This is a genomic window from Desulfovibrio sp. JC022 (genome assembly GCF_010470665.1).
Lineage (GTDB): Bacteria > Desulfobacterota > Desulfovibrionia > Desulfovibrionales > Desulfovibrionaceae > Maridesulfovibrio.
The window spans coordinates 22,514-46,011 of sequence record NZ_VOPZ01000014.1 but is presented as its reverse complement, the minus strand read 5'-3'; the positions used below and the strand labels follow the sequence as shown (position 1 = coordinate 46,011).

Genomic DNA, 23,498 nt, shown 5'->3' with positions numbered 1-23,498 from the left:
TTATCCCTTTCTGGCCGGAGCCGGGCTGGAAAGTTTCCGGATAATTTCATCACGCGGACCGTCAGCAACGATTCGTCCTTGATCTACAACGAGAATTCTATCCACGACTTCGAGAATCTGCGGTCTGTGGGTGACGACGTAAATGGACTTGTCAGTCATGGTATTTTTGATCTGGTTAATGAGTATCCTTTCCTGTGTGGAGTCCATGGAGCTGGTCGGCTCATCAAGGAGCAACAGAGGCGGAGAGCTTATCAGGGCACGGGCAACCGCTACTGCCTGTCGCTGTCCTCTGGACAGGTTTTTGCCTCCCTCGAGGATGGGCATTTTCAGGCCAAGCGGATGTTTGGAAACAAATTTATCAATGCCTGAAATGGTCAGAGCCTGATGAAGGGATTTTTGGGTTGCTGTACGTGATCCCATGAGCAGGTTCAGTTCCAGAGTGCCGTGGAAAAGCACCGGGGACTGGGGCACTACGCCCACAAATTCGCGAACTTTTTCAATATTCAGGTGGCCCATGTTATGCCCGTCCAGCATGATCAATCCTTCACTGGGATCGGCAAGTCCGGCCAGAAGTTTGAGCAGGGTACTTTTACCGCTGCCCATGGGCCCGATGATCCCGACTTTTTCACCTGCTTTGCTTTCAAAGGATACGTTTTCAAGGGCGTAGGGTGATTCCGGCTGATAGCGGAATGATACACTGTCAAAACGTACACCGCCGCCCAATTGCTGGATTTTAAACTGGCGGGTTTCGCAGCTTTCTTTTTCCAGTTTCAAAATTTTACGCAAGTCTTTGTATGAACGGCGTGCAAACAGGTAGGAGGTGATCAGGTTGGACACGCTGGCGGAAACCGCTATGCAACGTCCGGAAAGGACCATGGTCGCCAGCAAACCGCCGCTGCTCATGTCTCCGTTTTTGATCAGGAAAAATGCGACTATAAGCAGCCCTGCTGAGTTCATTTGTCCCAAGAATCCGGTGGTCATGGAGCAACGGGACTGGGCAATGCGGTATTTTGAGGACATTTCCCCTGATTTTTCAATTTCAGAAGCCCAGCGTGAAACAAAAAGCCTTGCCGCATTGGTTACCTTGATTGATTCAACCCCATTGAAAATTTCATTTAAAAACGAAGTTTTACGTGATTGTAGCTTGCTCTGTGCCGATACATTTGTATCAATGAAGAAGCCGTAAACAATGGCTACGATCAGTACCAGAAACGAGGTGACAGCCGGGACGGCGAAGAGCATTCCGCTGTTCAGGTAAATGACGAACAAGAAGAAAAAGAGGAAGAAAAAGTCAATGGACCCGACTACCAACTGGGTAGTGAACAGGGATTTGATGCGTGAAAATTCTTGTATCGCATGGGTCAGATGTCCGGCTGAGACAGGCAGTTTGGAGTAGTTTGTGTCCAGCACAAGTGATAGCAATTGCGGCTCAGCATCCTGCTCCACGCGCAGGGCTGCTTTTTCGACTAAGGATGTGCGGACATTCTTGAGAATGTAGTCAAAGGCCAGAACTATGATAGCCCCGGTGATCAGCACTCTGAGGGAGTTTTCCGCAAGGTTTGGAAGGATGCGGTCGTAGAAGATTCCCATCAGCAGGGGGATGACCAGCGTGAAGCAATGGATCATCACTGTCGCCAGTATCACCTGAGAGTACATGGGCCACATCTTGCCGACCTGTCCCATAAACCAAGTCAGGCTCAGGAAAGGAACCTTGTCTGTTTCAAATACGGGCTTAAGGGAACAGGACCAGTCTTTGAATTCGGAAAATTCAGATTTCTTGTTTCTGATGATTTCCTGCTTACCGTTCCAAAGAGTCAGTCTTCTACCTACTTTCTCTTCAAGAAGGGCAAAGCTGCCGTCCGAATACTGGACGATCAGGGGCAGCATCTCATCATCAACTTTCAGTGGCAGGGGCTTTATGGATAGATTCAGCCCCATGTTATCCGATTGTAGACGCAAATATTCATTGATGGGTGAGGAGCTGCCTAGTTGCAGGGAACTGCCGGTAACGACAATTCCGTATTTGTCCGCAATCTTTTTCAGGCAGGAAGTAATGGACGCACCTTTCTCATCCTCACCGGGATTGAATAGTCCTATATTCTCTTGAGATACGAAGTTTTTTTTATCAGAACCGTTGTTTTCTGATTTTCCGGCCGCCTTTGTATCGATGGTGTCGCTCTTGGAGCTTGCACTGGCAGATTCAGGGGTTTCGTTTTGCTCGCTACTCTCCGTAAGAGGTGCGGGGTTAGGTCTTTTCTGATTGTCCAAGTCCCTGCCCCTTACTTTCTAACGGAAATGTTCAGGTCTTTATTGCTTTTTCCAAAGCTTTTGCCAATGTTGACCACAACCTGATTGGTTCCCGGAACACCTTCATTCAAGGCCCGGAATTTGATCTTACTTTTGGGAATGTGTGCCTGTTCATTTACGAATTTAATCAATCCGTAAAGTCTTTTGAAGGACACAGAGTTGGACATGCTGGAAGAAACCCCTTCATGGTGGAGGGTTGCTGTCAGCAGCAAACCTTTCTGCATGATGACAGATTCATTTTGTTTAACCCAGGCCAGCAGTTCGGATTCTGTTTTTTCCTCAAGAGTACTGGTCAGTTTATTGTAGAGGATGATTACCCGATTCTTGTTATTAAGTCCTTGAACCAGCTTGGTGATGAACGGCGGCGGGACGAATTCGTCTTCGGTCTGAACTTTTTTTTCAATTGCCCCGTCTGCTTCAAGACGCTTGATTTTATCAAGGGCGGCCTGAAGTTTTGCAGCAAGTTTCGGGTCCTGCTTATCCTGCTGGTCTTTTACTTCCTCTTTTAATTTCTGAAGTTCCAGATGAGCGGTCCAAGCAGCACTTTCTGCAAGGGCAACTCTTTTCTGAAGCATTTCTTTCTCACGTTCAAATTCTTCGATATCGAATCGCTGTGGCGGGGGAGAGGTGACAAGGTCTTCCTTTCCAAGAACTGCACTCTGGGTCATGGCTTCAGCCAATTTGTCCATGGATGACGGTTTTTCCATAAAAGAAAGATCCTGCGCCGCAGCCACCATGGTTTCCACCTGTTCAGTGGATGTGGCGGCTCCGGGCTTAACTTCCTTAAGCGCGACAATATATGAGAGCGTCCCTGTAACCAGCACCATGAGCAGGGTGAAGAACACCATCATCATGAGCACGGTTGAGAGCGCATCAACAAAACCCGGCCACGGAGGGCCGCTATCAGCAGACATTTATATTTTTCCCCGTAAAACTTATTTATTTAAACTTATGCAATATCAAATTCAATATGGGTCTGGGTCACTTCAACGCTTACAACAGTGTCCGAAGCAGGTGCCGTATCTGTTGTATCTCCGCCGTTTCCTTCTTTTGCTCCATTGTAATCCTGCTCACTGGTGGAAGTGAAGAAATCGTCGGTGGTAGTACCGGGAGTGTCCATATCGTCAAGACTAAAGCTAAACTCTTTTGTTGAAGTTACATTTGCGTCAGTAGGGGTGGTGTCATTGTGCCCCTGAATCTGCAAAATGTAATTTCCTTCAGCAAGTGCTGCAAAGTCAGTGCTCCAGTTATCAGTAATTTCACCGAAGTCTTGTACAGCTTCACCGTCATCAGCGATTCCGTTGTTGTTGGCATCATTGAATAGTGTGGCGGTTACAGACCTTACCTCAGCATCGGTTCCGAGTTTTGCGCTGTAGTTTACGTTGCTTTTGTTCAAGTCAACAAATTGTGACTCTGATTCGTTACCTGCTTTGTCAGTTACTTTTACTTCGGCGTATTCATACTCTTGGCCATCATTTCGAAGTGAAATTTCAAAGTCACCGCCTTCTTTGATTTCGCCGGAGGTTACGTCTTTGTTGCCTGTGTCGGTATCGTGCTTAGTTACTTCGAATTTGTAATCTATATCGGTCGTGGCCGGGTCATTGTCCCCGGTATATCCGGACTGCTCAAGAGTTACATATCTTTTAGAACCGACAACATCCTCGGTCATGGTCAGTTGAGTCTGGTTTATGTCGTTGTTGTCCAGCTGGAAATCAACTGTCGCAGCATCAGAGGTGTTACCCGCCTGATCAATTGCTTTGATGCTGACATTGTAATTCCCATCGTCAAATGGATCAGATGAATCGTTGTCTACAAAATCAAAATGATAGGTTCCGTCAGCATTCACAGTAATGTTCTGTATATGGCCGTCTTGATTCGCGCTGTCAGTGGAGTTGTAGGTCCATGTGTCCGTGCCATTGGAAATGACAATGAGATAGGCCATTTCAGTGGTGTAGTTGATGGACCTGTCCTCGGTGAACTTGCCTTCGAAGGTGAAGGATTTACCACTGGTAAGACCGTCCGCGAGCGTTGCAGCGTCATAGCCATGATCAGAACTGCTGGACATTTTTACGGTGACCGTGGGGTCGGTGGTATCAACAACGAGATTAACGGTTACGTTGTTGGCATCAAGCTGGTTGCCCACACCATCATAGAATTTCAGAGTGTAGGTGTAGCTGCCGTCATCAATGATGTTCAGATCTTTGGTTGTCAGGTCCAGAAGTGCATTTCCGGCTCCGTTAACAGCTCCGCTGGCAATTACGGTACCATCAGACCTGACCAGTTCCACCAGAGACGTTCCTGTTGCTGTTTTTACCAGCAGGTCGGTAGTGTTGTCGTTGGTGCTGATATTGATGGAATTGCCGGACTGAGCCACGTAGGTGTTGACCGTGGAAGGCGTAGCACCGGTTTCATCAATCTGGGTAAAGGTTACACCTTCCGCAGCCGCAGGTGCGGTCAGGTCCACATGGATGGTGTAATCAGTGGACTGAACATTACCTGCCGCATCAACGGTTACCAGTCTGTAGCTGTGGTCACCTTCATCAAGGGCATCCGCATTGGGAACTGTGTAGGTCTGGCTCGTATTAGTAAAGCTTCCGCTTTTTACTGCCGTGAGGTTACCGGTAGTTCCGTCTACATAATACAGGACATAAGCAGACCCGTTATCTCCAAGAATAGTCAGCTCTGGGGTCGCGTCATTGGTGTATGTGTTGTCATCGTTGGCAAGATCAATATACGCCGCACGGGTGGGGGTACGGTCCACTTCAAATGAAAAATCATTGCTGGTGGAGCTGTTTCCTGCTGTATCGGTAACGGTTACAGAGGCGGTATAGTTTTCGTCTGCGAGATTACCGGGCTGGCATTCCCAGTGCCCGTCTTTATCGGCGACAGTTTCGTACTTGGTGATTACGCCGTCTGCTGTGATGGATACAACAACTTTTGCTCCGGCTTCTGCATCACCGGTCAGGATTAGGTCCCGGTCATTGGTGATATTGTCTTCGTTGTAGGCCACAGTCGGGTTGCGGAACCCGGTAGGCAGGTCTGCGTATGAACCGACCTTGGTTCCGCTGGCGTTAATAATATCGCCGTCAGCATCAGGCGCAAGGTAGGAATCATCTCCGGTTTTGATGCCGATGGTCGGTTTAGCGATTACTGTATCCAGATCAAGGATATCTGAAATGACAAGATCGCTGCTGTTGCCTGCAACGTCAGTGGATTTTACAGTAACCTGATACTGACCGTCCTTACCGCTGAGGATGGTTTTTAGTTCCCCAGTCTCGTAGGAGCCGTCAGCTTTAACGTTTTTCGCAGCTACGGTATAAGAGTAAGTGTCATTGCTAACGAAGTAGTCTTTACCGCCTATATCGGTTACATCGGCAGCGTCAGTGATTGTCTGGTTGGTACCGGAACTGTCTGTATATGAATATGTTCCGTCTCCATTGTCTGTCAGTTCGTATACTCTTACAGCTTTTACTTCTACTGTGCTGCCAGCTTCGACATTACCTTCGATGGTCGGGTCGTTTGTGACCCAGTCGCCATCGGTGCCGCTGTCTTTTGTCAGGTCAGCGGTCGGGTCGGGGGTGGAGTTGTCAACGTTCAGGGTAAAATTGTCGGATTTTTTCCCGTTAGCCACAACGTAGTAGACATTTACGCCCGAAGGATTGGTGCCGAAGTCATAGGTCCAGACTCCGTCTTCGCCCGCTTTGGATGAGCCTATTAAGGTATTGCTGTCATCGTAAATTTTGACTTCCTGAAAGGCTACCGCAGTACCGGTCAGGGTCAGCTTGGCATCTGCTGCCAGCAGGGCGGTACTGGTTATAGCGTCACCTACAATATTGGTGTCATCATCTTTGGCAAGTTCAACTGTTGGCTTAGCCGCAACATCCTGTAAAATCTTAAATTCAACCGTATCGCTGATATCATTACCTGCTTTATCCGTGCTGGTGATGGTTGCAGTGTAGTCTCCGCCTTTGAGGTAGGGCTCATTACTACCTTGCCCATAGTGGTATTCCCAACTTCCGTCGGCATTAGCGATAGTGCTGACATCAAGAGTCAGAACTTCTTTTCCGGTCTGGTCTGTAATGCGGATCTCGGTGGTAACACCACTCTCAAGAGTGGAAGTACCAGCCAGACGCGGCGTTAGATCGGTAATGGAATTGAGCGCAGAGTCAGGATAAACATCACCGTCATCCTCGGTCAGGTTTATTATCGGTGCTGTCGGGTCCTGAGTGTCGAGGTTGATGGATATGGATTCAGCCTCAACGTTACCGGCCTGATCTTCGGAAACAACAATAACCTTGTAGTATTTATCTCCGGCGGTAAGGTTGGGGGTTGCCACCCATTTGCCATCACTGCCGATGGTTACATCATTGATCAGGGACCCCTTGTAAGTTTCCATGAAAGCACGAAGCTGAGTATCGTTCATGGAAGTGGGGTCGGCACTGGCATTGAGATCTGCTTCAGAGTCGAAGCTCATGATCATCATCTTGGCTTTGCTGCCGACTTCCGCATTACCTGAAAGTTCAGGCGTGGCATCGTTGGTCAGGATGATGGGATTCTTGCCGATGTCGGTTTTCCCGGTGTCAGAACCGGAATCCATGGCAAGGGTAAAGTCATCTGCATCGTACTCAGAATCAATAACAACAGTCTTAGTGGTCGTGCTGGGGTTGCCGTAAGCATCTGTTGTTGTGAAGGTAAAAGTGTAGGTACCGTCTGTCAGTGATGTGTTTACATCAATACTGTCCGAGGCTTGATCAGCAGCTCCGGTATAGGTTTGGTTGAAGGAGAACGAAGAATCCCCGGCCTTGGTGGCGGTCACCACAAGTTTGGTCCCGACATCTTTCTGGATAGTGAAATCAGGATCGGAATCACGGGTTACCCAGTCTTTGTCTGTATCATCCCCAAAGTATTTAGCCGTGGTATCCTCTGTCATGGTGATGACCGGGGCCGTGGGGTTGGATGAGATTACAAGCTGGGAATCAAGGCTGATTGACCCGGTATTGCCCGCAATATCGGTGATCTTTGCTGTAACGTCATAGCTGCCGTCAGGGATATTGTGATCCGGGGTGATTTCCCAGTTCCCGTTTTTGTCAGCAGTAACACTTTCAGCATACTCAACAGCGTTGCCAGCTTTATCAGTACCCTTGATGAGCAGTTCCACCAGAGCAAATGCTTCGGTAGTTCCCTGCATGGTCGGGCTATGGTCGCTGGTGGCATTATCGCCGCTGACACCGGTATCGGAAGCTGTTGCCAGCTTAATAGTGCTGGTGTCGGTGTCGACTTTGTTATCAATGACCAGATTTTTATTAATGGTCGTGCTGTTACCTGCCGGGTCAGTGGCTTTGATAACAACGTCGTTATCACCCAAGTTCAGTTTGTTGTTGTCCAGACTGAGTGATGAAAGATCAAAATTGATTTTGCCCGCAGCGGCTTCAGCATCGGTTACGATATGAGTGAAATCGTGTCCGTTTACAGTAACGGTAATGGTTGCCCCTTCATTGGCGGTAACGTCAATACTGAGGTTGTCATCTATGCTGGTGATCCAGTCATTTTCGTATGAAACGTCACGCCCGGTATCCAATCCGGTGCCGAGTGTGGCGGTTATGGTCGGATCAGTGCGGTCAATGTTGATATCGTAAGTGCCGCCTGTGGGATACTGGGTCTGGTTTCCTGCGGCGTCCTCAACAACAATGCTGAAATTGTGTTCGCCTTCTTTAATGTATTTTGAAGAACTCCCCACATCAAGGGACCATTTGTAGCCGGATGCGGTGCTGACGATAGCTGCATTGCCGATGAACTTGGGATTGCCTGCACCATCCACACCGTCATATACGCGCACAACCACATCAGCTGAGCCTTCGTCCAGAGTTCCGGTTAGGGTCAGCTTGGTGGCGTTGGTCTCGTTATCTACATCGGAAAGGCCGAGGGCCGCAGCATTTTCAACTCCGATATTATCAACCACAGGTGCTTCATCATCTATGGTTACCGGATAGATTGTAGAGGTGGCAGTGTTTCCGGCTTCATCCTCAGCAACCGCGATGAACTGGAGATCGGTAGTATCATTTTCATAAGCGGAAGCATCAAAAGAAACGGTCTGACCGTTCTTTGCTGTGCCGACCAGATTGCATTTGTAGTCCACACCGCCGACTCTGACGGTATGTGTGCCAGCAGCATCTACAACATAGACACTGATGGTATCGTCATGGTCCCCGGTGACTTTGAATTCAATGTCAGTATCTTTGGTCCCGGAGCCGTCTTTAACGAATCCGGTGATGTTGTCGTTCGCAGTACCCGGTCCGCCGATGGTGTTGCTGGCAGCATCAAGGGCGATAGTAGGGGCGGTTATCTGCTGGTCGGAAGTAAAAGTAAAAGTTTCGGAAGGGTCGCTGATGTTTCCGGCGGCGTCTTCCACAGTGACGTAGTATGAGTACTTATTACCATGTACCAGTCCGCTTACATCATAGGACCAGTTGATAGACCCGCCGGACTCACTAATGGAAAGGGGACCGCTGCCGTCAGCAAGGCTGTTCGCAATTGCGGTAAAAGTGCCGTCAGCATTTTTTTGATACAGGGTAACGATTACATCATCCGCTTTTTCAAGAATCTTCCCGGTCATGGTGAGCGAGTCACCTTTCACCGTCGCTGAGTAACCCTCAGAGTCATGGGAAATTTTAGCGGCATCAAGGCCGTCAATGGTGATGGTGGATTTTACCGGGTCGGTATTATCCACTGTTACAGTTAAATCCGCGCTCTCGATGTTGCCTGCTACGTCTGTTATTTCAGCACGGAATTCAAGTGTTTCAGTACCAGAAGTGCCTTTACCGCTGGCGTCATAATTATATGTCCAAGTACCATCAGGGTTTGCCTGAATAAATTTATCAGTATTGACCAGAGTTTTACTGCCGTCACTGTTGATCAGGTAGAGATTTACTCGGCCTGCTGTTCCGGCTCCAGCTCCGCTAATTTTCAGGAGACCTGCACCGTCAGGATTACCTGTTTCGGTCCCGTGGGTATAGTTGTCAGTGTCATTCCCTAAAAGTCCGCGACTGTGAGACGAGTCACTGTCAGCGTCAAGATCAATGTCGAGTCCTTCGGTAGGGGCTGTGCGGTCAATTTCCACAGGCAGAGAGGAAGCAGGCTGGTATACATTACCAGCCATATCCATGGCTTCTACCATGAAGGTGTAGTCTCCGTCTGTGGGGATATCGCCATTCTTGACAGTGTATGTCCATTTGTTGTTGACGGAGTCAAAATCCGCAGACCCCAGCTCGGATTTGGTTCCGTCTGCATGTGCCAGATACACCTTTACCTGACGAGCATCTGTACTGATATTGCTTATTGTCAGGTCAAGGTCTGCATCATTCGTTATTCTGTCGTTGGCAGCTGCATTGGCGTGTGTACCCATGGAGTCGGATGTTGTGTCCAGAGTAATAGTCGCACCAGTAGTGAAATCAGTCTTAACGATAACATTTTGAATCTGCTGGGTCGCAGCAAGAGCGTTACCTGCATCGTCTTGACCTGCAATAGTGAAGGTGTAGGTTCCATCAGCAAGTTCACTGCCTTCTGGGAAACGGTAGCTCCAGTTACCACTGCTGTTTACGGTTATACCGTTAAGTGTTCCCGTAACCGATCCGTCTGTGCTTGTGTACGTGATGGTCAGTATTGTATCACTTTCACCTGTTCCTTCGATCAGAGGACGGTCCTGATTGGTGTAAGTTTTCCCATTATCTTCATCGAAGGTGACTTTGGACGTTGAGTCCGCTTTCGCATCATCATTGAGCGTGGGCGCGGTAGTGTCTACCTCTACTTTTAAGGTGCTGGATTTGGGTGCGCTTTCACCTGTGCCGTCATTGATACGTGCAAAAAATTCGTGTTCGGCTTCAGCTGCTCCAGTAACGGTAAGGTCATATTTACCGTCTTTATCGGCAGTTGCTTCCCCTACTTTCTTGCCGTCCATAAAAATATTGAGTTTGGTATAGGGGTCAGCAGTTCCTTCAATTTTCAGGTCAGTTTCTTTGGTGATCCCGTCATCTTTAAACTTGGTTTCACCTGTATCGCTGTCCGTAATTTTTATACCGGATTCTGATTCCTGCGAAAGGGCAATAGTTACCTTGCCGCTATTTTCATTGTTGGCGTTGCCTGTATTGTCGCCATCGCCTGTAGTGTCTTTTTTTTCTTCTTCAACAGGTGTTTCTTCTTCCTCATCCTCTTTCTTCTCATCCTGCTCATTTTCTTTAACTTCGATCTTGTCAATCGGATCGGGAGTACTGGAAATACTGTCTTGCTGCGCGAACTTGTCGATATCATCGAACATGCGCTGCTGAGTCTTGAGGATATCATCAGTGGGGTCGGTTACCAGTGCGGCCTGAGCGGTCTGGAGGGGCTGAAGTTGTCCGTCTTTGAGGTTACCCTCATCGGAGTTGCCTTCATCTCCTGAAGGAGTGGGATCTTCAGTGACGGCTTCCCATTGCGGGGCTTCTTCGTCCTGCTTATCCATGTCCAGCATTTCTGAACGGCTGAAAATTTCATGCGACTGCAAGGAATTACCATCGGCGAATTCCATGTTGACCTTACCGTCGAGGCTCATGATGTTACCTACAAAGAGGAACACCTGTTCTTCGTTGGTCTGCTTGTTGACCAAAATAAGGTCAGCACCCTTGAGGACGTAGTTGTAGTCATCGGGGGAGCCTTGAACATTATATACTGTTGACGGAGATACTTTCTGTGCGTCAGCCATGATTATTCACCTTTAGCGGAGTAAAGTGCGTTGTTTGATTCGAAAAGAGTTTTTTCAGTGGGCAGTCCCAGTATTTCGGGGAGTCGGCCTTGTTCTAAGAAAATATTGAGTGCTGCCCGGATTCTTGCGTAGCGGGCGTTCACTTCGCGTACAGCCGCGCTTGTCTGTCCTTCGCGGGCTGTGATGAGATCAAGCAGGGTTCGGATGCCGAGATCAAACTCACTGAGGTAGAGACTCATGAGGTTGACACTTGAGTCATAAGCGTCGCGGGCCAGTTCGAACTCTTTTTCAGAAGATTTGTATGCGTTGAAAGCATCGGAAAGGATGTTCTGAATTTCGAGCTCAGTAGCTTCTTTGGTAGCCATAAGCCTTTTAAGGACAGCTTCTTCCCGTTTTACACCTTCATCTGTGGCATAGCCGTTGAAGAGGTTCCAGTTAACGGTGACCTGAGCGTCCAGAGCGTTTTCGTAGCCATCATATTTTTTGAATTCGCTTTTAGCCTGCAGTCTGTACCCGAATGAAGGGTAATAGCCCGCTTCAACGGTGGAGACTACTTTCTTTTGTGATTCAATTTCAGCATTATATGCCCGAAGGTTGACGTTGTTGCTCTTGGCTAGCTCGTATGCACCTTCAAGGGTGTCTGAGATGTCCATTTTAGCCATGGCAATGTCAGTCTCAACTTCATTGACCGATTGCTTGATGATGTTCTCAAGAAGCAGTCTTGCGGTCTTAAGCTGCTGTTTTTGCACTGTGACTTGGGATTCAGTTGAACGCAGAGATACTTCCACCTTGCGGGCGTCAGCTTTGGAGGAAATCCCGGCATTGTAGCGTTCCCAGAAAGTTTTTAACAGTTTGTTGTAGAAATCCAAGGTGTTGTTGTAGACCTTGAGGCTTTCCTGCGCCTGCATCACGCTCAGGTAGGAGTTAATGGCAAGGGCGGCGATATCTTCCTGAGTCCGGGCCAGACGGTACTTCGCGCCTTCTGCCTTCATCTTGGCACTGTCAACACTGTCATCCAGACCGCCGAAGTTGTAGAGGGTCTGGGTCATGGCAACGGAAGATTGTCCGTAGCTGGTGGTCTCGGTATCGAGATTGTGCGAAGGACCGGCCTGCGCAGTGAAATCAATACGCGGGAAGTATACTTTGCGGGCCATTCCGTACTCAGCATTTTTTTCAAGCATAGAATAGCGTGAGGATGCCACCAGCGGATGGTTGGTCACAGCCAGTTCACAGGCGTGTTGCAGAGTCAGGGCCGTTGCGTTAGCGGCGTTGGGGGCACTTTTTTGCAAGGAAGAACCTGCCACACCGGGGTCTTCAATTTTGATGACACCTTGTTTGAAACTCTCTATATCTTCCGCGTTTGTATACTGTGGGTCTTTATTTTCCAGACCTGACAGGTTTACTGTCTCAGTGGATCCTGCTGAAACGTTCTCCACGGCAGGCAGGGGAGTGCCTTCCGTGGAATTTGCAGCAAAACCGGTATTGCCCTGAAATGTAAGCAGCGCACAAAGTATGCAAGCTGTTCCAAATTTCTTTATCATCTGCCCTGACATATTTTCACCCGAACTATATTAATAACAGTTTAAATTAATTTTTAAGCTGTTTTCCATTAACGGTATTCATTGTCTCAATGTTTTTTTCCAAAGCTGTGACCATCTGGCGCGATTCTTTGATCAGTCTTCCGGTTAACTCGTTGCCGAGACCGATTTCTTTGGTTGTTTCAACTGATTGATCCTGAACCGTATTGATAGCTTCTGCTGAACGCTGCTGGAGCAGGGTAAGTTTCAGCAGAAACTTGTTTGTGTTTTCAAGGGATTCAAGCAGAGCTTCGTTGTTCTTTTCCAACTGAGTGGAAATAGCGTCCATCTGGCTGCCCAGATCCTGATCAGCGGGGAAAGCACCGGCGGCTCCGCTTTTGGTTGCGGAGTATTCTGTCTTTTCGTTGAGCCAGTTTTCAAGGCGTTGTTTGAGCTGATCGTGCATGCGACCCATAAGGATAGACAGAACACCCACAACAGCACTGCCCGCAAGACCGAACAGGGATGTTGAAAAAGCTGTACCCATACCGGCCATGGGGTTTTTCAGTTCTACAATGAGCTGAATCATGACTTGCATGATGGATGTGTCGCTGGAGTCAGTCAGGCCGCCTGCAAGGGTGGAGAGGATTTCTCCCATGGATTGCAAGGTCAGGGTCAGGCCGAGGAATGTACCCATAAGCCCCAGCAGAACAAGGAATCCGCCGAGAAAAGAGATCAGCGATGAACGAGAAGATACATTTTGTTCAAGACTCTCTATAATGGAACGGCTGTCACTGGTCGATTTAACGATCAGGATGCCATTTTCCTTAATTGAGCATCCGATGGAAACAAGGACGTTTCCGAGTAGCCCTTTATTCAAATCATCAAGCTCAAAAGTGCTTTCTTCCGGGTGTTCACACCATTGGGTGAATGCCGCAAAAAGCTTCATGTCCCTGCGTACGGAAAAAATATAGCGAAATGCAGTGATTACACTACCTATAAAGACCGCAAGGATAATCGAGTTGATTATTTCCGAGGTGGCGAAAAGAGTCTTCAGGAAGGCGAAGCTGACTACCACACTGGCAACTACTGCAACTAAAACAAAGATGGATAAAGTTAAGTATAATTTGTATTTATTACTATTGTAAGCCATGAGAGAGTGATTCCTTGCTCTTTTTATCTTTTATATAACGCCAAATCGGCACTATTTGCATATAAGGCAAAAATAATTAAAAGAAAAGTTCTAAAGAAAGTTTATAAAACGATTTTTCGTAAGGCGGGGTTGCCTTTAAAGAAATATTCGTTTTCAATTTTGACTTTTAAACTTTTATTCGTTTTTGGTTCCGAGTAAAACCCTTAAAGAGGGGTCTGCATGTGCTTGTAAAATTTTCCCATTACCAGCTCCCGTTCATCATTTGAGGAAGTGGTTATGAATTTTTGAAAAGCACTTTTGGGGCATCCGGAAATTCCCCCGCAGACCTTGCATTGGTGGAGGGAAAAAGAGATATTTCGTATAGTAAAATTACATGTATTTTTACTGAACGGAACAGGACAGGCGAGACTTTCTTTACAATTGCAAATCGGAAGAACCTTTGAGGACTCTCTCAGTTTGTATGTAAAGAATAGAAGAAAAGAGCAGATCATGCTCCTTAAATTAAGAAATATTGTTTTCACAGATTCCCTCCCCGGATCAGTGAAATTGTATTCTCAAGAAACGGCTTGATTTTATTTTATTAATAATTGTGCCATACGAAGTATATATATCTAAGTTATTTCTAATTAAAAGTGAACCCTTTCTAGATTATATATTTCAAATTATAAACCGAAAATTATACATTTTGAAATGTTTATTATAAAGTTCAAAAAAATAGAAAGGATTGAACGATGTCTCGTTCAATCCTTAGTGATTAAAAAATATCAAGGAAATGTTCAGTCGCAGACTGTTGCGATAGTTTCGCCGATCTTAATGCTGGTTTCAAAGCCGTTTTGAGTATTTTTGATGATGTCCGCATCAATCTGAGCTTTTCCTTTTTCAAGCAGCATTATCACGGTGGAACCGCCGAATTTGAAACATCCCTTTTCCTGCCCCTTCTTAACTTCACTGTCCGGGGTGTAGCTCTGGATAATAGAACCGACCATAGTGGCGCCAACTTCACAAAGTAGGATATTACCTGCTTTTGCAGTCTTAAGGATACTGTATTCCCTTTTGTTTTCCCAGTACACGCGAAGCATGTTTTTGACTGCGTAAGGCGATACTGAGAAGTAATCACCATTAATCGGGCTTGAGGCGGAAATGGTTCCGTCTGCCGGGAAGTGAAAACGGTGATAGTCTACGGGCGCAAGGCGGATGATGAGCAGTGTGCCTTCTTCGTATTGTTTGCTGAGCATACTGTTCTGCAAGAATTTATTGAGAGAAAACTGTTGTCCTTTTACAAAGAACGAATCAAGCCCTTGAATGCCTTCGAATGCTAGAATCTTGCCCTCGGCAGGGGAAACGATTGTGGCAGAAGTATTATCAATGGGTCTGGCTTCGGCCTTTAGTTCACGGATAAAAAAGTCATTGAACGAACCGTAATCTTCCATCGGACGGATGGCTTCATTCATGTCGATGTTCAAATCTTTTATGAATCCGGGAATTTTGTCTTTTGATGCCGGGCTGTCCATTTTATTACCGTACCATTGGGATACAAATTTCCTTTTAATCGCACCGTGCAGCGCAAGTTTACCCAAAGGATTGTGGTACAGCCATTTTAGCCATTTCTCACCGGGTACTGTCTCTTTGCAGATTTCACCGGATTTTCGGTCTATGTATTCTATATAATCCATGTTTGCCTCATGTGTGTTCATCTCGCTTGAGGCGTGTGATAGCACTAGAAGGGTATGGCGGCAATAGAGAAAAGTGAAGGGTCCGTACAGAACCCTTCACTGTTTATACTTAGAATCTATTTACGAGATTCATTTCAGTTGCAGCGCGTTGAACTGTGCGCCGGTACTGAATTGACGGGTGTCCAAAAACCATGCTGTATCCTATCTCATGGTCTTCAGGTACGCCGAGTTTGTGGGCAAGTTCAGGGAAGAAGTCATCTACGCACCATTTGAGCATGCCGTCCCACAAGGTTCCCACGCCCATAGACTGAGCCAGCAGGTCAAATGTCGTCAGGGCAATGATACAGTCTTCCTTGGGCAGGGGGATGGTCTTGGGTGCGCTGGCAATAAGGATATGGGGTGCGCCGCGCAGGATAACGTCTACGTCATGGTTGGTATAGGCACCGTAGGCCATTTGCAGGTATTTGAAGCGCATGTCGTTCTCGTCAAAGTCGGAATCGGTCAGCAGTTTGCCCAGTTTGGAATAGATTTCCTTGCGTAGTTCTTCGGTTGCTTCAGCTGTAGTTGTGGCGGTGAAGAGTACTGCTTGGGCGTTAGTCCCCGTAGGGGCATGCCATGCAGTTTCCAGCAGTTTGGTAATAGTTTTTGTCTCAAGGGCTTTCTTTTTGTATTTGCGAACAGAACGGCGGCCCTTGATGAGAGTCTCCATGGAGTGCGCTGTGGGCAGTTCATATTTAAGCTCAATGCTGTTGTCCGGGTCCAGGTCCAAGATGGAAATAGCTCCGGTAGGGCAGACAGCCAGGCAGTGCTGGCAACGCAGACATCTGTTTTCATCCTGAATTACCGGGAAATCACCTTCCTGCATGGAAATACACATGGGCGGACAGTCGGTAATGCATTTGCCGCACCTGATGCAGCGTTCTTCGTTTACTTTAAAATTGAGCATAAGTTCTTTCCTTTTATATTAATACAGGATCAGTCCTGCATGAATGTCATTTCTCTATGAACATCAAATCATATCTGTATTAAAAGCAGATCGCATCAGATAAATATCTGAGAATTTTTTTTAATCTCTAAGCTACCTATTTATCACAATTGTCTGCTTATTGATACTACGTCATATTTTTTTGCCTACTTGTGTGTTTTGTATGTACGCCATATTCTCTGCATACAGTGATTGAGCGGCTTACTAATTAAAAACGATCTATCGGTCACTGTGGTTTCATCAACTTAACATTTTTAGGTGTCCGTGTCTTGGTATGGAGTACGCTCTCATACAAGCACGACATTAAATCTTCTGAACGGGAGAGATAGCAATGCAGAAAACAATCCTCATAACCGGATCAACTGACGGCATCGGTCTTGAAACCGCGAAGATGCTTATTGCCGAGGGGCATAAGGTGTTGGTTCATGGGCGTAATAAAACAAAACTTGAGAGAGTTGCCGGTGAATTGTCCAGATTTGGAGGCGCAGGCAGTGTTGAAAGCTATGTTTCCGATCTTTCTATCATGGCTGAAGTGGTAAGGCTTGCAGCTGAAGTCGCGGAAAAGCATGATTCTCTAGATGTGCTGATTAACAACGCCGGGGTGTACCGGGTCTCTGCAACCGCATCACCGGACACTCTTGATGTGCGTTTCGCAGTGAACACTATTGCCCCTTACCTGCTGACTAAAAAACTGCTGCCGTTGCTGGGTGGTTCCGGCAGGGTGGTCAATCTTTCATCTGCTGCACAGGCTCCGCTCAATCCGCAGGATTTGAACGGAGTGAGTGCGCATAATGACGGTATGGCTTATGCCCAGTCCAAACTTGCTTTGACCATGTGGTCCGCGGCCATGGCTGATTCGCTCGGTGCTGACGGTCCGGTGGTGGTGGCGGTGAACCCCGCATCCATGCTGGGTAGCAAGATGGTCAAGGAAGCATACGGCGTAGACGGGGCTGATTTACGCATCGGTGCGGATATTCTGCGTCGGGCAGCTTTGTCCGATGAATTTGCCGCAGCTTCCGGTAAATATTTCGATAATGACTCTGGCCGTTTTTCTTCACCTCATCCTGATGCATCTAATCCGCAGAAATGTGCGGAGGTGGTGAGTGTGATTGAGAATGTGCTGGCCCGGTTTTCCAACTGATTGAACGAGGTCAGAAAAATGAGATTTGAAGGAAAAGTATATCGGCCGTGGATAGAGTGGGACAGTCTGCTCATACAGACCACTCTCGGATGCACCCATAATAAATGTACCTTTTGCAACATGTTTCGCGATAAGCGGTTCAGCATCAGGAGTCTTGAAGACATCTTTCAGGATATTGAGGAATCCAGACGTTTTTATCGCAATGTTCGTTCTGTCTTTCTGGTTGACGGAAATGTGTTGGCCCTGAAGACCGAGCTTCTGCTGAAGATCATCAACACGGTGAAGGATACTTTTCCTGAGTGCGAGAAAATTTCCCTTTACGCCGGACTTAATGATTTCAGGCGCAAGTCTGTGGAGGAACTTAAGGAATTAAGGGTCGCAGGTTTGACCAAAGCATACACCGGGCTTGAATCCGGTGATCCGGTCATTCTTGAGGGGGTGAAAAAGGGGCTGACCCCGGAACAGGCAATCGAAGGTATGGCCAAGGCCAAGGAAGCAGGTATTGAAGTTCTTGCCTCCTTTATCTTCGGCATGGGCGGAAAAGATCGCTCGCAGGAACATATTGAGAAAACTGTGGAGCTGCTTAACATCCTTAAGCCCGAAGAGATCGCCCCCATGGCTTTGACTGTTCAGCCGGGAACCGAGCTTGAAGAGGAAATCCGGTCCGGGCAGTTTATTCAGGCCACGCCGCTCCAGATGCTGGAAGAGGAAAAGTATCTGCTTGAAAATATGAATTTTGAAACATTCTATTGGGGTGATCATGGAAACAACATAGTTTCGTGCAAAGGTATGTTTCCCGGCATCAAAGAAAATTCACTTCGGAAAGTGGAAAGTGCTATGGTTGCCAATCCGGTAGCCAAAATGGACATACTTCATAACTACGCCTGGTAGTAATCAAGAATTTTGTCCTGTCTGAATATAGATTTTTATAAACTTTTAACCAGTAAAGATAACTGTCACTATAAGGAAAATATCATGAGTGAAGCAAAAATCAGCCGTTACCCTGTCCCTGAATTTAACGAGATGCCTGAAGATGTAAAAGAAACCATCCTCGCATTTCAGGAGAAGCTCGGTTTTATCCCTAACGTACTTACCGCACTGGCTCATCGCCCTGAAGAATTCCGGGCATTCATCGCCTACAACAATGCGGTGATGGGTAAAGAGAGCGGGCTGACTGCCGCTGAAAAGGAAATGCTGATCATCGCCCATTCCGCACACAACGGTTGTGTCTACTGCGTTGCATCCCATGGAGCGGTGATGCGTCTTGAAACCGGTGATCCGACCATTTCTGAGAAGGTCGCCATCAATTACCGCGAGGCAGGGCTTACTGATCGTCAGGTCGCTATGTGTGATTTTGCCATGAAACTGACCAATGATTCCAAATCCGTAAATGAGACAGATTTTGAAGTCCTGCGCGGTCACGGTCTTTCTGGTGACGATATCTGGGATATTGCCGGAATTGTGTCTTTTTTCAACCTGTCCAACCGCATGATGAGTTTTCTGGCCGTTCATCCGGACAGTGAATTCTACGTCATGGGACGGTAGTTTTTGTAGCTTGTTTACCACTTGGTCCCTACCGGGATATATCATAGAAAAACGCCTGTTGCTTAAAAGCGGCAGGCGTTTTTTATGCCCATTAGGGCAGGCAGAAAGTTGAGTTCTCTGCCTATGTTTATAGTCAATATTAACGATTAAAGATCGAAATGTTTCTGACCCCAGTCACGCATCATCATGATCAGCGGACGCAGTGTTTCTCCGTATTCGGTTACAGAGTATTCTACTTTCGGGGGAACCTGCGCGTATACTTTGCGGTTGACGATTCCTTCTTTTTCGAGTTCGCGGAGCTGCTTGGTCAGCATATGCTGGGTTATGTTCTGCATGGTCCGTTTCAGCTCGCCGAACCTGTATGGTTTTTCCAGCAGATGATAAAGAATAGCTCCTTTCCATTTTCCGCCTATGACTTCCAGAGTGGCTTCCACCGGACAGCCCTGATTGCAATCATATTTGTCGTGACGCATTGATTTTCCTTAACTCTCTATTTTTTGACACTATCAAAAAAATATTAATTACTCATATAGAATTTATGTACCATATAAATATCCTGTGAGGAAGTTAAGGTCAATGCAATTTGAAGAGCTGAGTCTGAAATGTTTTTATACTTTGTTTTTTTTGTGAGTATTAAGTAATATATTAATGCTAATAAGCAACTTATAGTAGCTTGTGAGGCTTTCTCGTTTTGAGAGTGGGTTTGGAAATGCTGAGAAGAGGAGTGTGCTGTGAAACGTTTTTCTAGTATCGGTTTTCGTTTGAATCTGATTATTGCTTTGCTGTTGGTGACATTAAGCTTGTCCATTACCGCAGTAAACTACTATGAAGCGCGGTCAAGCCTAGAGTCTCAATTGCTTAACGAAGGATTACCCGCCAAAATTGAGAATATTGTAAATGTCGTAGAAAAGACATTACTTGTTCCGGCTGAAGTCCTAGGGGCAGCGGCAAACGATCCTTTTCTGCGGGAATGGATGGAGGCAGGGGAAGATCCTTCCGGTGAGGACAAAATATTTAAATATTCATCAAATCTTGCCAGGCAACTGGGAACTTCCGGTTGTAATTTCGTATCCAACCTCTCGGATAAATATTATAATTTTGCGACCGGGAAGGCTAAAAAGTTAGGTCCTGAAGACTCATGGTTCGCCGCATTCGGTAATTCTAATAAAGCTGTAGGGATTAATGTTTATGTCGATAATCCTGATTTCGGTTCCAGAGCGTTTATCAACAGGCGTATAGATAAAAACGGTAAATTTCTCGGGGTTATTTCTACGGCACTTGCCCTTGATGATTTTGTCCAGAAAGTTTCCTCCATGAAAATAGGGGAAAGAGGGATGACAGCCATGGTGGACCCAGAGGGCTTGATCCGGTTGCATCAGGATAAAAAAGCGATCAATAAACTAAATATACGGGATATTAAAGGGTATGAGAATGATGTATCTTCTTTGCTTAAGAGTAAGAGCTATCAGTTTTCATACACCGATGAAAATGGTGAAACTTGGTATGTTGTCTCCCGTTATATCCCGGAGCTGAACTGGTATTTGATTACTAAAGCCAGCAAGAGTGAACTTTTCGCAGAAGTTAATCATGGTTTGTATGTCACGTTTGGAGTGGCACTGCTGTTTCTGGTCTTCGGCATGGCTGTGGGTGCATTGCTTGTGCGCAGTATTACCACGCCCCTTAAGAATTGCGTGCAGTTTGCGGATAAGGTTGCCGGTGGAGATTTGAATGCCACTGCTCCCAAAAGCAGGGAAGATGAACTTGGATTGCTTTCCGGGGCCATGGTCTGCATGGTTGGTGAGCTTAATAATAAAATATCAGAGGCAGATGAAAAGAGTAATCTGGCCAACTCCAAAACTGACGAAGCAAACAAAGCACTGGCTGAAGCTGAAGAAGCAAAAGAACAGGCATTTAAGGCTAGAAGTGACGGTCTTAATGAAGCTGCGGACCGCCTTGAAAGTGTGGTTAACAGTTTGTCTTCCACCAGTGAGGAACTTTCCGCCCAGACTGTTGAGATTGTGAGGGGGACTGATGTTCAGAACTCCCGCATGGAAGAGACTGCGGCCTCCATGGAGCAGATGAATAATACTGTAATGGAAGTGGCCCGCAATTCATCTTCGGCTGCCGATAACGCCAATACTGCCCGAAATCTTGCTGTGGACGGGCAGGATACGGTCCGGATGAGGAAAAGCCTCGGAGAGCTTGGTGAGCAGGCTGACAGCATCGGGAGCATTATTGACGTAATTAACGATATTGCGGACCAGACCAACCTGCTTGCCTTGAACGCCGCCATTGAAGCAGCCCGTGCCGGTGAAGCGGGAAGAGGTTTTGCAGTTGTGGCGGATGAAGTTCGCAAGCTGGCGGAAAAGACCATGGCTGCCACCACGGAAGTAGGTTCGGCAATTCATGCAATTCAGGGTGGTACCCAGAATAATATCAAGGAAATGGAAGGCGCAGAAAATGCTGTAAAGCAGTATGATGAGCTTGCCCGTCAGGCAGAGGAAGCCTTGGTGAAAAATGTTGAAGTTGTTACTTCCACAACTGATCAGGTTTCCGCTATTGCAACTGCTGCAGAAGAGCAGTCCGCAGCCAGTGAAGAGATCGGCAACGCCGTTGAAGAAGTTAACCAGATTTCATCTGAAACCGCCCAAGGCATGACTCAGACGCAGGCTGCAATCAATGAACTGACTGAAATGGCCTCGCAGCTTCGGGAAATGACCGAAGATCTTCGTGCCGGATAAATTATACTGAAATCAAATATTAAAACGGCTGCGGATTTTAATTCGCAGCCGTTTTTTTTATGCAAAATAGGCCTATTCTGTATGAATTATGGGCAAGTTTCACTGGTAGTTTAATTGACTTCCATCTTTGCAAAAACTAGACGGGGTGGGTGCAGGTTAAGTATAGTGATATAAAAGTTGTCGAGTCTATCCCGTTTTTGACTCAACTTGTCTATTACTTACCCACAAAAGAAAAGGGTTTACCTTCCGAAGAAGATAAACCCTTGAAATATCATGGCGGGGCAGGAAGGATTCGAACCCTCGGCCAACGGCTTAGAAGGCCGTAAATAGCTGTTTGCACTGATTTTCATACTTTTTCATATTTTACATGTTTTCAGTGGTTTAGTCGAATCTGCTTTGCATCCTTTTGCTTGCTTTTTCACTCATTTTGCGCTCAAGTGTGGGGGAGAGTGTGGGGGAGAGTGTGGGGGAAAACAGGAGGCAATATGGCAAAGGAAACAAGGCATAAGACGAAATACCCCGGTGTATTTTACGTCGAAAAAAAGCACGAACTGACCGGAAAGCCCGAAAAGGTCTATTTCATCCGCTACCGCAAGCACGGAAAACAGGTTGAAGAGAAGGCTGGACGGCAGCATCGCGACGACATGACCCCGGCCAAGGCTTCAAAGCTGCGGGCCATGAAGATTGACGGAGACCTTCCGACCAACGACGAGGTCCGTATTGCCAAAAAGGCTGAGAAAGAAGCCGAGAATGCCAGATGGACCATCGATAAGCTCTGGAATGAATATGTCCGGCAACGCGGTGAAGTAACCAAAAGTCTGAAGAGCGATATCAACCGCTACAACAGGTATCTAAAAGATGGCTTCGGTAATATGGAAACCGGAGAGCTGAGGACCATCGAGATTGACCGGCTCCGTTCCGACCTGCTGAAAAAGCTATCCCCGCAGACCACCAAACACGTCCTCGCGCTACTCAAGCGCATTGTAAATTTCAGTATCAAGAAAGGGCTCTGTGCAGCCCCCGATCCCCGTGTACTCCATTTCGAAATGCCCAAGATCGATAATATCAAAACCGAGAGCATGACCTCCAAGCAGCTCAAGGCTTATTGGCAGGCCCTTGATGAAGAGGAAGACCAGAATGCTGCTTCGCTTATCCGTCTGGCACTGGCTACCGGTATGCGTCGTGGAGCACTCTTTGCCCTGAAATGGGAAGATGTCGATTTCGAAGAGCGGTTCATTACTCTGCGCGGGGAAGCAGCCAAGAAAGGCAAAACTGAAAAGATCCCCATGGCCCAGCTCGCCTACGACATCCTGAAGCAGGTAGAGCAGAGCGAGAGCGAATATGTCTTTCCCGGCCATGATGGCGGCAAACGCAAGGAGTTCGTCAGGATTGCCCGCAGAGTTCGGGATAAGGCTGGTCTGCCCAAAGATTTTAGACCCCTCCATGGATTACGCCACACCTTTGCATCGTTACTCGCGTCCAGCGGCAAGGTTGACCTCTACACCTTGCAGAAGCTCCTCAGCCACGGAAGCCCTCAGATGACCCAGCGGTATGCCCATTTAGCGGATGAGGCCCTACGGCGGGCTGCGTCTGTTGCGGATGATGTTTTGGGTGGAGGGGATTGATTGTTGAAGTCTTACTTTAGGGTTTGATTCTTTACCTGATGTTGATGTAAGTGTGATTTTTAATTTAAATATGTCGA

General features: G+C 47.1%; 13 protein-coding genes. 5 read left to right on the top strand and 8 right to left on the bottom strand.

Annotated features, from left to right (window positions below):
- The 7 genes from FMS18_RS18825 to FMS18_RS18795 form a co-directional block, all read right to left on the bottom strand.
- A complete protein-coding gene (locus FMS18_RS18825) occupies positions 1–2,268 on the bottom strand; it encodes an ATP-binding cassette domain-containing protein (RefSeq protein ID WP_163296215.1) in 2,268 nt (755 codons plus the stop codon).
- An 11-nt stretch (positions 2,269–2,279) separates the two neighbouring features.
- Entirely contained in the window at positions 2,280–3,221 is a 942-nt protein-coding gene (locus tag FMS18_RS18820; RefSeq protein ID WP_163296214.1) for a hypothetical protein, read from the bottom strand.
- Between the two features lie 35 nt (positions 3,222–3,256).
- A complete protein-coding gene (locus tag FMS18_RS18815) occupies positions 3,257–11,041 on the bottom strand; it encodes an Ig-like domain-containing protein (RefSeq protein WP_163296213.1) in 7,785 nt (2,594 codons plus the stop codon).
- 2 nt (positions 11,042–11,043) lie between these two features.
- Positions 11,044–12,582 carry a TolC family protein gene (locus FMS18_RS18810; RefSeq protein WP_239061105.1) on the bottom strand — a complete coding sequence of 513 codons (1,539 nt, stop codon included), beginning with the start codon at positions 12,580–12,582 and terminating at the stop codon, positions 11,044–11,046.
- Between the two features lie 46 nt (positions 12,583–12,628).
- Positions 12,629–13,711 (bottom strand): hypothetical protein, encoded by a 1,083-nt coding sequence (locus FMS18_RS18805; RefSeq protein ID WP_163296211.1) that lies wholly within the window; start codon positions 13,709–13,711, stop codon positions 12,629–12,631.
- Between the two features lie 776 nt (positions 13,712–14,487).
- A complete protein-coding gene (locus FMS18_RS18800) occupies positions 14,488–15,384 on the bottom strand; it encodes a phosphatidylserine decarboxylase (protein WP_163296210.1) in 897 nt (298 codons plus the stop codon).
- 109 nt (positions 15,385–15,493) lie between these two features.
- Positions 15,494–16,330: a nitroreductase family protein gene (locus FMS18_RS18795; RefSeq protein ID WP_163296209.1), complete on the bottom strand. Its 837-nt coding sequence runs from the start codon at positions 16,328–16,330 to the stop codon at positions 15,494–15,496.
- A gap of 370 nt (positions 16,331–16,700) precedes the next feature.
- On the opposite strand from FMS18_RS18795, the gene FMS18_RS18790 reads away from it, so the two are divergent.
- The 3 genes from FMS18_RS18790 to FMS18_RS18780 all read left to right on the top strand — a co-directional run bounded on the left by FMS18_RS18790 (position 16,701) and on the right by FMS18_RS18780 (position 19,055).
- Positions 16,701–17,510: an SDR family NAD(P)-dependent oxidoreductase gene (locus FMS18_RS18790; protein ID WP_163296208.1), complete on the top strand. Its 810-nt coding sequence runs from the start codon at positions 16,701–16,703 to the stop codon at positions 17,508–17,510.
- A gap of 18 nt (positions 17,511–17,528) precedes the next feature.
- A complete protein-coding gene (locus tag FMS18_RS18785) occupies positions 17,529–18,401 on the top strand; it encodes a radical SAM protein (protein ID WP_163296207.1) in 873 nt (290 codons plus the stop codon).
- Positions 18,402–18,485: 84 nt separating this feature from the next.
- Complete coding sequence (locus tag FMS18_RS18780; RefSeq protein ID WP_163296206.1) at positions 18,486–19,055, top strand: peroxidase-related enzyme; 570 nt, start codon at positions 18,486–18,488, stop codon at positions 19,053–19,055.
- A gap of 146 nt (positions 19,056–19,201) precedes the next feature.
- Here FMS18_RS18780 and FMS18_RS18775 read toward each other — a convergent pair whose 3' ends face one another.
- On the bottom strand, positions 19,202–19,528 hold the full coding sequence (locus tag FMS18_RS18775; protein ID WP_163296205.1) for a helix-turn-helix domain-containing protein: 327 nt from the start codon (positions 19,526–19,528) through the stop codon (positions 19,202–19,204).
- Positions 19,529–19,786: 258 nt separating this feature from the next.
- On the opposite strand from FMS18_RS18775, the gene FMS18_RS21005 reads away from it, so the two are divergent.
- Together FMS18_RS21005 and FMS18_RS18765 are read left to right on the top strand one after the other, a co-directional pair.
- Positions 19,787–21,796 (top strand): methyl-accepting chemotaxis protein, encoded by a 2,010-nt coding sequence (locus tag FMS18_RS21005; RefSeq protein ID WP_163296204.1) that lies wholly within the window; start codon positions 19,787–19,789, stop codon positions 21,794–21,796.
- A gap of 485 nt (positions 21,797–22,281) precedes the next feature.
- Positions 22,282–23,421: a site-specific integrase gene (locus FMS18_RS18765; RefSeq protein WP_163296203.1), complete on the top strand. Its 1,140-nt coding sequence runs from the start codon at positions 22,282–22,284 to the stop codon at positions 23,419–23,421.
- Positions 23,422–23,498: the final 77 nt, after the last annotated feature.

What these genes read in the sequence shown, in the direction of transcription:
- FMS18_RS18820 (WP_163296214.1), bottom strand. Translation starts at nt 3,221, where the DNA reads ATGTCTGCTGATAGCGGCCCTCCGTGGCCGGGTTTTGTTGATGCGCTC.
- FMS18_RS18815 (WP_163296213.1), bottom strand. Translation starts at nt 11,041, where the DNA reads ATGGCTGACGCACAGAAAGTATCTCCGTCAACAGTATATAATGTTCAA.
- FMS18_RS18810 (WP_239061105.1), bottom strand. Translation starts at nt 12,582, where the DNA reads ATGATAAAGAAATTTGGAACAGCTTGCATACTTTGTGCGCTGCTTACA.
- FMS18_RS18805 (WP_163296211.1), bottom strand. Translation starts at nt 13,711, where the DNA reads ATGGCTTACAATAGTAATAAATACAAATTATACTTAACTTTATCCATC.
- FMS18_RS18800 (WP_163296210.1), bottom strand. Translation starts at nt 15,384, where the DNA reads ATGGATTATATAGAATACATAGACCGAAAATCCGGTGAAATCTGCAAA.
- FMS18_RS18795 (WP_163296209.1), bottom strand. Translation starts at nt 16,330, where the DNA reads ATGCTCAATTTTAAAGTAAACGAAGAACGCTGCATCAGGTGCGGCAAA.
- FMS18_RS18790 (WP_163296208.1), top strand. Translation starts at nt 16,701, where the DNA reads ATGCAGAAAACAATCCTCATAACCGGATCAACTGACGGCATCGGTCTT.
- FMS18_RS18785 (WP_163296207.1), top strand. Translation starts at nt 17,529, where the DNA reads ATGAGATTTGAAGGAAAAGTATATCGGCCGTGGATAGAGTGGGACAGT.
- FMS18_RS18780 (WP_163296206.1), top strand. Translation starts at nt 18,486, where the DNA reads ATGAGTGAAGCAAAAATCAGCCGTTACCCTGTCCCTGAATTTAACGAG.
- FMS18_RS18775 (WP_163296205.1), bottom strand. Translation starts at nt 19,528, where the DNA reads ATGCGTCACGACAAATATGATTGCAATCAGGGCTGTCCGGTGGAAGCC.
- FMS18_RS18765 (WP_163296203.1), top strand. Translation starts at nt 22,282, where the DNA reads ATGGCAAAGGAAACAAGGCATAAGACGAAATACCCCGGTGTATTTTAC.